General features: G+C 62.6%; 11 protein-coding genes and 1 pseudogene. 5 read left to right on the forward strand and 7 right to left on the reverse strand.

Going from position 1 to position 15,052, the window contains the following annotated elements; all coding sequences use genetic code 11:
• Nucleotides 1–14: 14 nt before the first annotated feature.
• From ruvC to EA187_RS04875, 3 genes are read right to left on the reverse strand one after another with little or no spacing between them, the layout of a single operon-like run.
• A complete protein-coding gene (ruvC, locus tag EA187_RS04865) occupies nucleotides 15–500 on the reverse strand; it encodes a crossover junction endodeoxyribonuclease RuvC (RefSeq protein ID WP_127779359.1) in 486 nt (161 codons plus the stop codon).
• A gap of 25 nt (nucleotides 501–525) precedes the next feature.
• Nucleotides 526–984, reverse strand: coding sequence for an arsenate reductase/protein-tyrosine-phosphatase family protein (locus EA187_RS04870; protein ID WP_115602640.1), 459 nt, complete (start codon nucleotides 982–984; stop codon nucleotides 526–528).
• A gap of 16 nt (nucleotides 985–1,000) precedes the next feature.
• Nucleotides 1,001–2,083, reverse strand: a complete 1,083-nt coding sequence (locus tag EA187_RS04875; RefSeq protein ID WP_164855997.1) for a 1-aminocyclopropane-1-carboxylate deaminase/D-cysteine desulfhydrase — start codon at nucleotides 2,081–2,083, stop codon at nucleotides 1,001–1,003.
• A 133-nt stretch (nucleotides 2,084–2,216) separates the two neighbouring features.
• Here EA187_RS04875 and EA187_RS04880 point away from each other — a divergent pair, with 133 nt between their 5' ends.
• A complete protein-coding gene (locus EA187_RS04880; protein WP_115602638.1) occupies nucleotides 2,217–2,537 on the forward strand; it encodes a hypothetical protein in 321 nt (106 codons plus the stop codon).
• A gap of 848 nt (nucleotides 2,538–3,385) precedes the next feature.
• Here EA187_RS04880 and EA187_RS21120 read toward each other — a convergent pair.
• Nucleotides 3,386–4,186, reverse strand: a pseudogene (locus EA187_RS21120) (serine/threonine protein kinase); the annotation flags it as partial.
• Nucleotides 4,187–4,508: 322 nt separating this feature from the next.
• Between EA187_RS21120 and EA187_RS04890 the strand changes: the two are divergent.
• The 3 genes from EA187_RS04890 to EA187_RS04900 all read left to right on the forward strand — a co-directional run bounded on the left by EA187_RS04890 (nucleotide 4,509) and on the right by EA187_RS04900 (nucleotide 7,000).
• Nucleotides 4,509–4,934: a YbjN domain-containing protein gene (locus EA187_RS04890; RefSeq protein WP_127779362.1), complete on the forward strand. Its 426-nt coding sequence runs from the start codon at nucleotides 4,509–4,511 to the stop codon at nucleotides 4,932–4,934.
• A 116-nt stretch (nucleotides 4,935–5,050) separates the two neighbouring features.
• Entirely contained in the window at nucleotides 5,051–5,824 is a 774-nt protein-coding gene (locus EA187_RS04895) for a PspA/IM30 family protein (protein ID WP_115602635.1), read from the forward strand.
• 111 nt (nucleotides 5,825–5,935) lie between these two features.
• The gene (locus EA187_RS04900) at nucleotides 5,936–7,000 is read left to right on the forward strand and encodes a nucleotidyltransferase family protein (protein WP_127779363.1); all 1,065 of its coding nucleotides are present in this window, start codon (nucleotides 5,936–5,938) and stop codon (nucleotides 6,998–7,000) included.
• 70 nt (nucleotides 7,001–7,070) lie between these two features.
• Here the strand turns inward: EA187_RS04900 and EA187_RS04905 are convergent, their stop codons facing one another.
• Complete coding sequence (locus tag EA187_RS04905; protein ID WP_127779364.1) at nucleotides 7,071–10,901, reverse strand: SbcC/MukB-like Walker B domain-containing protein; 3,831 nt, start codon at nucleotides 10,899–10,901, stop codon at nucleotides 7,071–7,073.
• Between the two features lie 9 nt (nucleotides 10,902–10,910).
• Nucleotides 10,911–12,212 carry a metallophosphoesterase family protein gene (locus tag EA187_RS04910; protein ID WP_127779365.1) on the reverse strand — a complete coding sequence of 434 codons (1,302 nt, stop codon included), beginning with the start codon at nucleotides 12,210–12,212 and terminating at the stop codon, nucleotides 10,911–10,913.
• Between the two features lie 176 nt (nucleotides 12,213–12,388).
• Here EA187_RS04910 and EA187_RS20920 point away from each other — a divergent pair, with 176 nt between their 5' ends.
• Entirely contained in the window at nucleotides 12,389–14,080 is a 1,692-nt protein-coding gene (locus EA187_RS20920; RefSeq protein WP_164855999.1) for a hypothetical protein, read from the forward strand.
• A 115-nt stretch (nucleotides 14,081–14,195) separates the two neighbouring features.
• Here EA187_RS20920 and EA187_RS04925 read toward each other — a convergent pair whose 3' ends face one another.
• Nucleotides 14,196–15,044, reverse strand: a complete 849-nt coding sequence (locus tag EA187_RS04925; protein WP_127779366.1) for a PspA/IM30 family protein — start codon at nucleotides 15,042–15,044, stop codon at nucleotides 14,196–14,198.
• Between the last annotated feature and the right edge of the window lie 8 nt (nucleotides 15,045–15,052).

Genomic DNA, 15,052 nt, shown 5'->3' on the forward strand with positions numbered 1-15,052 from the left:
TGTTCAGCGTTACTCTATTGCAGGCGGCGCTGAAAGTCGAATGCCTGACAGTGGCAAATCGCAACCGCCAGAGCATCGGCGGCGTCCTCGGCGAGCTCCCCGCGCAGGCCCAGTTGCACGCGCACCATCTGGCCGACGGTATCTTTGGAGGCGCGTCCCCGGCCGGTGACCGCCTGTTTGACCAGCGTCGGTGCGTACTCGTTGAGTTCGAGATTGGCGTGGCTGAGCGCGAGCAGGGCGACGCCTCGGGCCTGCCCGAGCTTGATGGTCGACATCGCATTTCGCGCCACAAACACGCTTTCTACGGCGGCCTCATCGACCGCGTACTCGTTGAGCACAGAGCTCAACCCCCCGTAAATGATCTCCAGGCGCTCGATGAACGTTTTGGCGCGCGAGGCGTTGATGCGGCCGCTGGCCACGTGTTCGAGCTCCTGGCCGCGTTTATTAACCAGGCCGTAGCCCGTAAAACGGCTTCCGGGGTCGATGCCGATGACAATCACAGAGGTTCCGGGGCTGGACGAGGCGTTAGTGCGCGATGTTCAGGGTTGCGATCCAGGCGTCGATGCAGCGGTCGATGATCGCGCAACAATGCTCAAAGACCTCGCGGGTCTGTCCCACCGGGTCGGGAATGCCCGTCTCGACCTGCTGCTCGGGATCAAAACGCCAGATCTCGACCAGGCGGCTCTGAAGCTCCGGTGCCAGTTGCAACAGGTGGCGGCTGTGGCGCGGCGACATCACGAGGATGTGGTCAGCCATGCGCATCAATGGCAGCGAGACGCCCTGGGAGCGGTGGTCGTCGAGGGAGGCGCCGAAGGGTTCTACGGCCATCCGGGCAAACTGGGCGGCGGGGCGGCCCACCAGTCCCAGGGTGCCCGCGGAGATCACCACGGCGCGCTGCTGCAATTTTGCGCGCAGCAACGCCGCCGCCATAGGTGATCGACAGATGTTGCCGGTGCAGACACAGATGATGCGGCGAGTGGTCATGGCGTGTTGGGGGGCGTCAGTGGGGCAGGGGAGTGTCGAAGAGCTCGCGGTACGAGGCCGGAAGATCGCGCTCGATGTTGGCGAGGGCAATACGTGCGCTTAAGTCCGCGCCACTGAGGGTATGCCAGTAGAGCACGCGTTTGTCAGCCAGGCTCTCGGCGTGCGCGTCCAGCGCAGCGAAGGTTTTGGCCGTATAGGTCGGATCAAGCTCCAGACCTGTATGGCGCTCGACCATCTCCATGACCCGCAACCCCTCAGAGGTCTCCTTGCCGTAGCCCTCCCCGATGAAGTCGTCGAGCAGGGTGACATCACCGGCGCAGATCTTAGGCAGCTCGGGACCGCCGGCGTCGCGAATAAGCCGGGAGGTCTTATTGGCCATATGTGCCGTGAGCGGAGCGTTGCACACCACTTTGTCGACCACGCGTACACCGACGATCTTCGTACGTAAGCCCGCCAGACGAGCACCCAGAATCAGGCCCGCGAGTGTGCCGCAGGTGCCAGCAGCCACGTAGATCACATCGGGCTCGGCGCACGCGCCATCCTCGATCTGACGGGCCAACTCCAGGGCGGCGTTGACGTAACCGACCACACCCAGGGGAGAGGAGCCGCCGCCGGGAATGTAGTAGGGGTTTTTGTCCCGGGAAAGCCACTCGCGGATATGCGTTTTGGCCATCGCAAAAGGAAGTCCGTTTTTCGACTCCACCGGGGTGAGAACGGGTTGCGTGGTGCTCAGAGCTTGCAAGACCTCCAGCACATGCGCGGTCACCGGCTGGGGGAAGTGCAGCGCGTGAGGCTCAAGTCCCACCTCCCGGGCATAAAGGGCGGTGGCCAGGACGTGGTGACTTCCCAGCGCGCCGACCGTCCAGACCCGTTCATGGCCACCGGCCAGGGCGTCGGCCAGAATGAACTCCAGCTTTCGCACCTTGTTGCCGCCGTAGATGCTGCCTGTGAGGTCGTCGCGTTTGACCCATAGCTCACCGATACCCAGTTTTTCGGCCAGTGCAGAGTACGACTCGACCGGAGTGGGGAGGTTGCCCAGGCGCACATGGCCCAGAGCGCGGGTGGCGGGGTAGCGATCGAAGATTTCCAGATCGTTCATAGACCTTCCCATGTGTTTTGAGCCGGGCGGTGTTACCTTTGCGCTCGTGATGTGGAAGTACTTTCACCGGTCGCGATGTTACTTTCAGCAGTGCCGTTAATGACCTTATCTTCACCCACTGGATGGAGCCTTCATGAGCAAGTCACGCAGCGACTACGACGCCACGCAGAAGTTGATCCGCGTCTACCCCACCTTTGATTCCCCCAAAACCCTGGTGCCTCGCGAGGAGCTTAGCGCGATGGGCGTGATCCTTCAGGCGGGCAAAGATGAGGAGGGTCGCGAGGTTGAGGCGATCCGCTACGTCTTCAACTCGCCGGAGAGCGCAGTATACAACCAGCAGGCGCTCTCCTTTATGAAGTTTGAGACCTATGTCGATCAAGGCGATGGCGAGCGCCCGGTCGATGGCGAGGACCCGGAGTTTGCGATACGCGAAGACTTCGGCATCGACGACTGAAGTATCGGCACCATGGGGGGGCGACGTTCGTTTTAGAGAAAACGCGTCGCGATAAAGCCCACGGCTGCCAGCACGAGTACAAGCCCGACGATGATCTGGGTGCGACGATCCATCTTTGCGCCGCCGGCCCGATCGACCTCCGCCGCACGAAGGCCCGAGGGGCCTACTTGCGCCGAAGCCGCGTCCATCTCGGAGGTGTGCTCAAGCCGCGGCAAGGAGGGTTGAGCTCCGGAGCGCTGTGCCGCCGGTGAGGAAGGCCCCGGTGAGGGAGCGTCGGCCAGGCCCGGCAACTCCGGGGAGCGGTGATGCGGGTTGGTTTCCGGCTCCAGCGCCAGCTCATCCTCTCCCCAGTCGTCCTCAAACGTTGGCTGCGGCCCGGAGCGCGCCAGCGACTCGCGGGCGACCGCGTTATGCGCACCGGAGAGGCGAACCTCATCGAAGAGCTCGGTTTTCTCGCTGGCGAAATCTTCGGGCACCGTCTTTAAACGCGTGGCATCATCGGGATGAGCGAAGTCGTCGTCGGGTCGTACCTGCGCGTAGGCCCCGCTTAAACGAACCTCTTCGGGGACCTCCTGCATCGGGGCGGTGCTTTCTTCGATCTCAGCCGCGGTGATAGGGGCAGGCACCGGCGTGGACGCTTTGCGTGCGGTTCGAGCTCGGGGGTCGCGGCCCCGAGGGCGTGTCTCTGCGGAAGCCTCCGGGCGTGCAAGCGCGTTCAGCGCTGGATCCTCTTGTTGGAAGAGGTCCCTGAGCAGCGTGCCGCTCTCAAGGCCGGTGTGTCCCGGGGCGATTTCGGCGAGCACCTGACTGAGCGCCTGCGAAAAATCGTAGGCGCTCTGGTAGCGGTCTTCGCGCTTGCGGGCCAGGGCGCGTTCCACCACCGCGATGAGGCTCTGCGGTAGGCTGCTTCGCGCCTGGTCGATCGGCGAAATCTCGGCCTGGCGGGCGCGCTTGAGCATCGTCAGCGGATCGTCGCTCTGGCCATAGGCCGAGCGACCGGTGAGCATCTCGTAGAGGCAGATGCCTACCGAGAAAAGATCGGAGCGATGGTCCAGCGGCTCATCCCAGGCCTGCTCGGGGCTCATGTAACCGAACTTACCTTTGATGACTCCGGCACGTGTACGTTCGCGCAACTTCGAGTCGAATTTGGCAATGCCGAAGTCGATGAGTTTTACTTCCCCGAGCACGCTCAGGAGGATGTTCTGCGGGCTGATGTCGCGGTGAACCAATTGCAGGGGGCGGCCGTCGCTCCCGATCCGGGTATGCGCGAACTGAAGTCCGTTGCACACATCGCGGGCGATTTGCACGGCCGTTGCCACCGGGATGGCGTAGCTTCGGCGGGCCCCTTCGGCGAGTACGGCGTGGAGGTCGCGACCGTTGACGTACTCCATGACCAGAAAGAAGTTCCCGTCTTCGCTGCCCACATCGTAGAGGCTGGAGATGTTGTTGTGGCGCAGCACCGCGATGAGCTTGGCCTCTTCGAGCAGCATGCGTGTGAAACTGCGATCGGCCGCCAGGTTGCGGTGCAGCACTTTGACGACGCAGGGCTGAACCAGGTCACCGTAACGCATCGCATGCGCCAGGTAGACTTCGGCCATGCCGCCGACGCCAATCCGCTCGATAAGGCGATAAGGTCCAAGTGATCGCACCGTGGAAGTCCTTGGGTCGGCAGGAGTGGCCGGGCAATATCAAAGGGCGTGGAGGACAGGCGGGGGGGCTCAAGAAAACCCGCGCGATGGGCGACGATTGTATCCCATCGCTTCACATTGACAACCGCGGCCACCGCACTGTTGCTGGCTTGACACTGATTTGGCGGGGCCCCTACACTTCGCCGGCGTTCTCGAAGAAATAAGTTGGCGTCGGCGTGCCAGTTCTTAGCCTTGAAGACCCAGCGAGGGTCGGCTGGACCGGGGCCGAAAACGCGCGCGCCGTGTCGCTTACACGGGTTGTGTCATGGATGAGACAGGGAGGATGGCGTACATGGTCACCAACGACAAGATTGAGAACTTCATCATTGAGCACGGCCTGCCTTTTGAGCAGGTTCAGGAAGGGCTGTGGCTGATTCACGACGAGATCGATTACATCGACAATATTGTCGTCTATCACACCCCGCCGGTGATCACCTTCCGCGTCAAGTTGATGGACGCTCCGGAGAAAGCCACCCGCGACGCACTTTTTAAGCGCCTGCTTGAGCTCAACGCCACCTCGATGGTCGCCGGAGCCTATGGCCTGGAAGACGACGCGGTGGTGATTGTTGATACGCTGCAGAGTGAGAACCTGGACCACAATGAGTTCCAGGCCACCATCGACGCGCTGGCCATTGCGGTGCGCGAGCATTACGAAGAACTTCGTGCCATCGTCGGCCAGCCTAAGTCGACCGCGCAGGCCTCGTCCTGACGTAAACGATCGTAGCAAGCGCTCATCAACGCCTGCACCACCTTGTTTCCGGCCTACCACTACCGCTGGAGCCTGTGAGCACAGCCCCGGCCACAGGTACATAGGAGAGAGAATATATGGGACTCTTTAATCGGATCGGCACGCTTCTCAAAGCCAACATCAATGACCTGATCAGCCGCGCCGAGGATCCGGAGAAGATCCTCAATCAGCTCATTCTCGACATGAAAGAGCAGCTCATTCAGGCCAAGAAGCAGGTCGCGGTGACCATCGCCGACGAAAAGCGACTCAAGAAGCAGCTCGACAATGAGCTGCAGCAGGCCCGTGATTGGGAGAAGAAAGCGATGATGGCCGTGCGTGCCGGTCGCGATGATCTGGCCCGTGAGGCGCTCTCGCGCAAGAAAGAGCATGACGACCTCAGCTCCGAGTTCCAGAAGCAGTGGGAGGCCCAGAAGGCTGCGGCCGACAAACTTCGCGACTCGCTGCGCCAGCTCAACTCCAAGATCGAAGAAGCCAGCCGCAAGAAGAACCTGCTCATCGCACGTAAGAAGCGCGCCGAGGCTCAGAAGACCATCCAGGAGACGATGTCCGGCCTGAGCGACACCTCGGCCTTCGATGCCTTCGATCGCATGAGCGGCAAGATCGAGCAGATGGAAGCCGAAGCCGAAGCCAGCGCCGAGCTCGCCGAAGGTTTCAGTGGCGACGATCTGGCTGCCAAGTTCGACGCGCTGGAAGATGACCACGGGGCCGATGAAGCCCTGATGGCGCTCAAGGCGAAGATGGGCATGGGGGCGGAGAAGAAAGAAACTCAGTTCGACTTCGAGGAGGAAGAGGCCGAAGAGAAAGAGACGGTCTCCGCCAAGCGCGGCACCTGGGATAGCGACGAGTTCTAAGTCGCAGCGCGTCAGCGCTGCGTCAGACGTACGATGGTCTGCGACGCTGCGGCCGAGCGCGCCCGATGGGCGTCCTCGGCCGCAGCGCGTTGTGCTTTACGGAGGTGAAGGTTGAGTCAGCACGATTCAGTGACGTCCACAACAGGGAGGCAGGCCCCCGCACCGGTGGGAGGTGTGCTCTGCGCGGGCTACGGCTCACGCCTTGCACCTCTGACCGATGTGTTGCCCAAGCCCCTGATGCCCTTTTTGAACACCCCCATGGTCGCCTACGCGCTCAACCATCTGGTCGGGGCGGGGGTGGAGCAGGTGGGGATTAACCTGCATCATTTGCCCGATGCGATTCCGCCCGTCGTCGACCGTCTCTGCGCGAACTTCGGGATTCGTCCGCGTTATGTACGCGAATGGGAGATTCTGGGGACGGCCGGCGGGGTGCGCGGTATCTGGCAGGGACTCGGAGAGACGGAGACGACTCTGATCGTGCTCAATGGTGACAGCATCATGAACATCGATCTGGCTGCACAGCTTCAGGCGCATCGCCGGAGTGGGGCGCTGGCCTCGATGGTGGTGCGCCCCCGCGCCAGCGACCAGCCGGGCCGCGTCTGGCTAAATGAGGCCGGTGAGTTGCGCGGCCTGCGCAATGCGCGCCACCCGAATGCAGCGTCGGAGTCACTCCGAGAGTACGACTTTACCGGCGTGCATTTTCTGGAGCCGGAACTTTTGCGCACCATCCCCCTCGAAGAGGGGTGCATGGTGGGTGATGTCTACATCCCGATGTTGGAGCGTGGCGAACGCATCAACGCGCTGATCAACGATGACTTCTGGGCGGCGCTGGACAATCCGCGTCTCTTCTTCGAGACAACCCGGCGCGTACTTCGCGAACCGGGGCTTTTTGCCCAGGCGCCGCTTCCGAAAGCCCTGGGGGAGTCGCTCTACATCTACAATCAGGAAACCATCGACGGTAAGGCCCAGCTGGCCGGTCCGGTGCTCGCTGGCATGCACACGAGCATCGAGTCGGGTGCCCGGGTGGGGCCAGAGGTGGTGCTCGACGGCGTTGAGGTCAGCAGCGGGGCGCGGATCTCACGGTCGATCCTGTACGGTATGGGGCGGATAGAAGGGGAGTGGGAGCGGGTGATGGCAGTGGCCGGAAAGGTCGTGAGTTTTTCACTCGACGACTGACGATGACACGGAGAGCGGGGCGCCTGGACGCCCCGCTCGTTTTCTACCGTCGGTGAGCACCTCGTTGTGCTCAGCCCATCAGGCCCGCGTCGGGTCGCTCAATGCAGAGGCTGGAGCGGCCATTCCCCTCCGGGGTAACTCGAACGCGGTATTCCACGCTTTCTTTTAACCCCTCGACGTGGCTGATGAGCCCGATCTGGCGGTTGCTACGCGATTGCAGCGCGTTGAGTACGCCGATCGCCACCTGCAACGACCCCTGGTCCAGGGTGCCAAAGCCCTCGTCGAGCAGGAGCGTCTCCAGCGGCATATGAACCTGGCGAAGATCGGCCAGCGCCATCGCCAGGGCCAGCGAGAGCAAGAAGGACTCTCCGCCGGAGAGGGTTGTGACCGGGCGTACGCTGTTGGCGCGGTTTCGATCAAGAATCTCAAAGTCGAGTTTGGGAAGCCCATGTTCATCGCGACGAATCTGGAGCGCGTAGCGTGGTGCCAGATCCTGAAGATGCCGGTTGGCGTAGACCGCGATGTTCTGCAGATGAAAGCTCAGGGCGTGGCGCTCAAAGGCTTTACCCTCGCCCTCGCCAATGAGCCTGTGAATGGTTTTCCAGTGGCCGTAGGTTCGGTTGAGCTCGTCGAGTTTTTTGCGTCCTTCGAACAGGCTTTCGCGCTTTTGATCGTCGGCGCTCAGGCGCTCTTTGAGGGTCGCGACCTTTCCGGTCGCATCGCGAAGTTGCGCCTCACAGGCATCAAAACGAGCTTCCATCGCATCGAGATCCTGAACCTCCTCGAGGGTTTCGGGACGCTTGTTTTGAAGTTGTTGCAGCGCATCGTCGGATGTCTTCAAAAGCTCTTCGGAGGTGACTTTCTCCTGACGAAGGGCATCCCGCAGCGCCATGAGGCGCTCGCGCTCCTCGGGGCCGAGCAGGGCGGCTTGCAGCGCATCAAGCGTCGCGACGGGAAGCGTCTCCAACATGGTAGTGAGCCTCAGGAGCGTTGTTTGATGGTTCCTGGCGGCATCTTCGAGCTCTGCCGAGTGAGACTTGATGCTTTGGTTGAGGTTTTTGAGGTGTTCTTCGGCGCTTTCCAGCGTCTTACGCGCATCCTCATAGGCCTGAAGCGAGGCATTTGCCTGCTTCTGGAGGTGCGCTTCGACCTCATCGGCGCTCTTCCCGTCGAAGATGGCCTGACGTTGTTTGCGGAGTTCGTCCAGTTCGGTCTCCCGCTTCTTTAACGCGTTGAAACGCTCGTGGACGCTTTCGCTCTCGCTGGTATGGCGAGCTTCAATCGAGGCCAGCTCTTTTTCGATGTGCGCACGTCGGGTCTGGAGCTCTTCCAGTTTGCCTTTGAGCTGGCCTCGGAGGGTACGCTCTTCTTCGAGGTTCGAGACATGCTGATCCAGGGCGTCGATGATTGTGCCGCGATCGTCACCGGCCTGGGTATGAAGTGGACGGTCCAGGGTGTGCAGCTGATCGGAGAGCGCGCCGAGGCGCACCCGGAGCTTGCGGCGGTCGGCGGCGACCTTTTCTCTGAGTGCGGTGATCTCTTCGGTAAGACGGGCCTCTTCGGCGGCGGCGTGATCACGTTTCGGCCCGAGCTCGGCGAGCCGTGACTCGACCTGGATGAGCTTCTCGCGCACGGCATTCAGCAGCGTGTCCGCTTTCTCAAGGTCTTCGAGGCGTTGGATGAGCGACCGAGCTTCGCCTTGCAGCGCCTCACTTCGCTCTTGGAAGTCCCGCGTGAGCGCGAGCCAGTCGGGGGAGTCCATGAGCGGAGCGTCCAGCACATCGGTGAGGATCGCGCGCAGACTTGAGACATCGTGCTCCAGGCGTTCGTTTAAGTCAGCGGCGCGCTTTTCAGCGGCGTCGGTTTCTGCCGCCACACGGCTCTGCTCGCTGGCGGCAGCCGTACGTGTTTGTCGCGCTGCCTCAAGCTCTTCTTCGATGCCTCGCAGCAGCTCGAGGGCGCGTTCCTGGTTGTTGCGAAGGTCTTCGTGGCCAAGAACGGAGCCGGCGTAAGGGTGGGTGGTGCTACCGCAGACCGGGCAGGGCACCTCGTCTTTGAGTAGTTCCCGGGCGTCAATCAGCCCGAAGAGGCGTTCTGCGAGAACTTTTTGTTCCTCGGCGACCTTGCGGGCGCTCTCTTTTTTCACGACGAGCTCGCCAGCGTTTCGAGCCTGTTCGGCGGCGTTGTTGAGCGCTTGCTTGAGCGTGTCGTGACTGGCCTCCGCGGCCTTCACCTGGGCGCTGAGTGCGGCGAGGCTTGATGCGCTTTCGGCGGCCAGGCGAAAGGTGCGGCTGTGGTTCTCGGTGCGACTTATCGCGGCAGTCCAGGCACGGCGCGCTTCGCTGACGTCGGGTTTATCGCCAAGGATTTTTTTGAGCTCGTCATGCCTCGACTCGTGGGTACGATGCAAAACCTCAAGCTCTCTCTCGGCTTTGCTGATGTGTTGCTTTAGGTTTTGGGCGCTCTGGTTGAGCTCGTTGAGTGACGCCTTAAACGCAATACCTCTGCGCGTATCCTCCTGGTTGGTGCCACGCTCACTCTGAAGAGCTACGATCTGAGGACGCATCGCGACGATGGCATCGCTTAGTTCTTCGGACCAGGGGGCGGTAGGTTGATTGGCCTGCAGGCGTTGTTGCTCGGCGTTAAGAGCATCAAGCGCCCGAGCTTTGCCCTCGCGTAGCTCCCGAGTCTCTTTGAGGCTTCGTTGAGACGTTGCAATCGCCGTGCGCTCAGTCTGGAGGTCTTGGCGAATCCGCGCGATCTGGGTGTCGAGGTGGCGGGCTTCTTTGAGCGGTCCGGCGCTATCTTTGAGTGCCCGGTCTGCGATGTCGCGCACGTTCTGTCGTGTGAGCAGCGCCTTTTGATGAAGCTCTACGGCCTCTTCACGTTCGGGGCGTTGCTGACGAAGTTCCGCCAGCTTGACCTGGCGTGCTTCGATGGCGGCATCCAGCGTGTTGAGGTCGCGGAGCGAGTCGCGGGCGGGCTCGAGTGTTTCGCTCAGGGACAGACGGCTAAGATCGCCGGCGTGGTTTTGAAGCATGAGCGCGGCGTCCAACACGCGCTTGTGATGGAGCTGACGCTCGCGTTGCAAAGCGTCGAAAGACCTGTGCCACTGAACGATGTCGCGCGCGGCATCTCGTGCCCTGGCGGCCTCGGTCTCGGCGAGTTTGGCCAGGGTCAACGCTTCGTCGAGTTCGGTGCGCGCGTTGGCATCAAGGAAGTCCTGAGCGTTGAGTTCGATTTCGAGGGTCTTCACCCTGTCCCGGGCCTCACGATGCTTCTCGGCGCAGGCGCGGCCGATCTGGCGGAAAAGGTCGACATCGGTGAGTTGTTTGAGCAGCTCCGCTTTGGCGTCTTCGTTGCCGTGGAGAAATTCGGCGAACTTCCCCTGGGGCAGAATCACGGTGCGCAGAAAGTCGTCGAGCTGCATCGCCCCGAGCACCTCCTCGAAGGCGGAGCTGTAGTACTTGGCGCGGTTGTCGTCCGCCAGCACGCGGGGATTGGGGTCATCGGGGTCGGTCAAGGCTTCGAGCTTGCGCTGGTCGCTCTGAATATTGCCCTCGGGTTTGCCGTGGGCGCGGCGTAGCGACCAGGTCGCGCGGAAGTACTCGCGGACGCCGGAGCCGTTGCGTCGGCTGAAGGTCAGCTCGGCCGCACACTCCCCGGTACCGCTGCTCATGATGTGGTGATTTTTTCGATCCTCATCTCGTCCCTGCTGATCGAGACGAGGTGTGCAGCCGAAGAGGGCCAGGCAGATGGCGTCGAGGAGTGTGGTCTTGCCAGAACCGGTAGGTCCGTGGATTAGAAAGAGCGGAACACCGCTCAGATCCGGGTCAAAACGCAGCTCATGGGTGCCGTAGAAGGAGTTCAGGTTTTCAATTTTTAAGCGATGAAGCCTCATGAATTGCCTTCAGGTTTCTTCAAGTAAAACATTAAGAGTTTGCTGTTCGGGGCTCGCCAACTCGAGGGGCGCGTCGTTGCGGGGCAGGAGGTCTGAGAAGGTCGCCATGATCTCGGACGGTGGCGCCTGATCCTCGTGGGCCGAGCGGTAGAGTTGCTCAAAGAGATATGCGGGCGTGACCGTCTCCAGGGGGATGAATTCCTGCTCACCAAGAGCGCCGGGTTCGCGATCGATGTTTAAAACCTCGCGAAAGGCGATGATGCGGGGGCGCTCTTCGGGACTAAACGTGTCTTCGATGGCCTCGCGGAGCCGCTCCAGGCTTCCAGGGCGCGTGATATCCACGAGAGACTCAATCGCAACATAGGGAGGGAGGGGGGCCGTCCAGGTGCGTTTGGTCACGAGCTCTTCGAGAGCCTCGGGGGTGTCGCGGTAGATGATCAGCGGGCGAAACTCCGGCACTTCGCGTCGTTCAATCACAACCTCCTCGCCGACATCGACCAGGAGCACCTGACGCGGGGTCTGCGCCTCATTGAAACGAATGGGCACCGGGGTGCCGCTGTACCAGACGCGGCCCCTTTCGACCGCGAAGCCACGGTGGATATGTCCGAGCGCGACGTAGTCGTAGTCCTCGCAGAAGATTGAGGGGGGCAGGGCGCCCAGAGTGCCGACCTGGTGGAGGTCGGTCTTAAAATCGTCGTCTCGGAGCTTCTGGGCTGCGGGCAGGCAGGTGAGATGGGCGACACCGACCAGGGGAAGATCGCCAAAATGCTCACGGGCGCGCCGGGCCAGCTCAGTGTAGAAGTTCTCAAAAGCATCAAAAAAGGCACGCGCCAGATCACGGTCGACGCCCTCGCCGGCGATTCTTCCGACGCCGAGGCGAGATTCGTGAATGTAGGGCGTGGCGACGACGACGGCCTGCGGGTTGCCCTCCGAGTCGGGGATGGGAATCAGGGCGCGATCCCAGGATTCGGGCTCGGAGGAGAGCCCACCGATCACATCGACGGAAAGGGCGCGCAACACCGGTGCCGGCGCATCGAGCTGGCTTGCGGAGTCATGGTTGCCACCCACCACCACAATCTTCTTGAGCGCAGGGAGGTCCTGGCAGCGGTTGAGGAAGCGGTAGTAGAGCCCCAGGGCGCGCGCCGGAGCCTGGGCGCTGTCGAAGACGTCTCCGGCGATGATGAGGCATTCGACCTCGGCCTCGCGCATGGCCTCGTAGAGCCAGGCGAGAAATCGCGCCTGCTCATGCTCCAGGGAGGCTTGCTCAAGTGTGGCCCCCAGATGCCAGTCGGAGGTATGTAAGATACGCATCAGCTCACTCGATTCTTAAGTCATTGCTCGATATGCTCAGGGGAGCGTATCGACAGGATGCTATCTCCTACAAGGCGCGCGTGGTGATGTGTAGCGCTGCAATGATCGTAGGAGGTGTAAAATAATGGATGAAGGGCTCCCGCCTGCAGGGTTGCTCTTTACATAGGGAGGTCGCAATGAGGCATCAACAAGGCAGCGGACACCGGCGCATTCGGAGAGGTTCGGTGGCAGTAGCGCTGGTCGCATGCGGGCTGTGGATGGGATGCAGCGAGTCGGTCGTCACCGCGGAGTGGGAGGGGGACGTGGGTGCTGACGTCGGGGGAGATCTCGACGCGAACGCGCCGGATTCCACCGTGCCCGATCCTCCCGACGGCGACAATCCTGACCCGGGCGATACGACGAACCCGAATGATCCAGATGGCGGTCAGGGAGACGCCTGCGACGAGGAACATGTCATTCCCAACCCGGGCCGTCAGGGGAGCGAGGCGTGTCGCCCGCAGGCCGGATGGGGCACGCAGGCCTATTTTGTTGCGACCCACGGCAACGACGCGAATGAGGGCTCGCTGCAACGACCTTTTGGCACCATCGGTGCAGCCGTTGAGGCGGCTTCGACTGACTCGGAGCGCGCCTTTGTGCTGGTTGAAGTGGGCACCTATGACGAGGTGCTGGAGCTTCGCGAGGGTGTGCATGTGGTGGGCGGCTATGCGTTTGGATGGCTCTACGATCCGAATGGGCGCGTGGAGATCTCGGGCGGCCGTCCCTCCGTCATCGGCGAGGACATTGAAGTGACCACTCGCCTGGTGAACCTGCGTGTCCGCGGTCAGGATGCGCCGGCTGGCGAGTCATCGGTGGCGATGCTTTTGCGAAACAGCCAGGGCGTGGTGCTGGAGAGCACGGTGGTGGAGGCCGGGCGTGGGGGCGCGGGTGTGGATGGAGGGGAAGGGGCGATGGGGAGCAATGGTCGAGCGGGAAGTTCCGGGGGCGATGCGCCGCCGCGGCGAGATCTGGCCGGTTTGCGATGCATCAATGAAGATAACCCACCCTCGCCGGGAGCCGGGGGGACATCGACCTGTGGGGCTCGGGGAGGACGCGGCGGAGATTCCGGATTTAACTACGGGAGTGGCCAACGCGGCGATTCCGGAAGTTCCGGTGATACGGGGGGCGCAGGCGGGAGCGGCGGTGATAGCCCTCAGGACGGTAGCGTGGGCTCGCGCGGTGGAAATGGCACGCAGGGGCCGTCAGGAGCAGGGGGTAGCGACGAGGGGCATTTTGATATGAACACGCTTCGATGGGTGGGGCAGAGCGGTGGCCCCGGCGGGCAGGGAGAGGCCGGCGGCGGTGGCGGTGGCGGTGGTGGTGGCGGCGGCTACCATAATGAAGGGACCTTCGGCGTCTACTGCGATACGTGGGGGGGCGCTGGCGGCGGTGGTGCCAGCGGAGGATGTCCGGGCACCGGTGGTGAGGGAGGCGGCCCCGGGGGGGCTTCCATTGGCGTGCTGCTTGAGAACGCGCTCTTTATCAGCCGCGCAGCAAGGATTGTGGGCGGTGTGGGCGGCGTCGGGGGGCAGGGCGGTCTGGGAGGCGCAGGCGGTCTGGGAGGCACCCCTGGCGGCGATGGTGGCAACCGCGAACTCGACAGCGGCCTGGGAGGCCGCGGAGGCGCCGGTGGCAATGGTGGTCAAGGGGGAACCGGTGGAGGCGGCGCCGGCGGGCCCTCGTTTGCGATCTATGCGACGTCCACGGTGACGCTGGCTGACCTGGGTGATGTGGAGGTTTCGGCCGGTCAAGGCGGAGAGGGCGGTGGTCCGGGAAGTGGCGAGTTGAAAGGAGCCGATGGTCGGAGCGCGGAGTTGGAAGTGGCGCCTTGATCTCGGCAAAGGCTCCCCGGTGATCGGCGGCGCGGGCCTCGTTGCCAGAGATGAAAAGGGCTCCCGAGTGGGAGCCCTTTTTTGTGCAGAGGTTCTTGCAGAATGCGGCTGTCGCCTACTCCTGAAACTTACGTTTCAGGTCGGCCAGGTCATCGCGGCCACCCTCGGTTTTTCGCGGTGTGCTTGATGCCGACGAGGACTCGCCACGCGCTTTGCGATCTTCGAGGCGGCTGAAGATCGCGTCGAGCTCAGCGCGACGCGGATCGAGGGTGTTGCCGATGTCGCTGAGCTCGCGCATGGCCTCGATGTCGGCCTCCATGCTGTCGATCTTGCTCGACATGCGGTCAAACTCGCGCATGGAGCGCGTGGTGTCGAAGGTCTCGTCCGTCACGAAATCAGCAGGGGTGGGATGCGACGTTCGCGGAGGGGCGGTGGGTGAGGAGGTGCGCTCAGGTGCGGCGTCGCCTTGCTCGCGGGCTTCCATGCGGCGGCGAAGCTCGGCGTCCCAGGCCGACTCGTTGCGAAGCGAGGGGCGCGCACCGTTTTGCTTACTGGAGGCCGCGCGCATCTTGCCGCGGGTGCCCTCGAGTTTGTGCTCCAGAGCCTCAAGTGCGCGGGCGATATCCTGCATGTAGGCGCGGTGTTCGTCGAGCTGGTCGCGCAGGCGACGGGATTCGACCATTGCCTTGTTTTTGACAACAAGAGCCTCGCGCGCCAGGTCTTCGTCGCCGTTGCGCAGAGCAAGCATGGCGCGGTCTTCCCATTGATCGGCTTTTTCACGCTCGCTGCGGATCTGCTCGATGATCTGACGCTCTCCGCGACGCAGCTCGGCCTGCTGGCGGCGCGCGTCGCGAAGGCTGGTCTCGACCTCACGCAGGTTTGAGCGAACCCCACCGCGCTCGCTGCGCGAGCTTTCATTGAAGTTCGAGCGAATCAAGAGGTTGAGGCGGTCGAGGATGCTCATAAGGACTC

The organism is Lujinxingia sediminis (genome assembly GCF_004005565.1).
GTDB classification, from domain to species: domain Bacteria; phylum Myxococcota_A; class Bradymonadia; order Bradymonadales; family Bradymonadaceae; genus Lujinxingia; species Lujinxingia sediminis.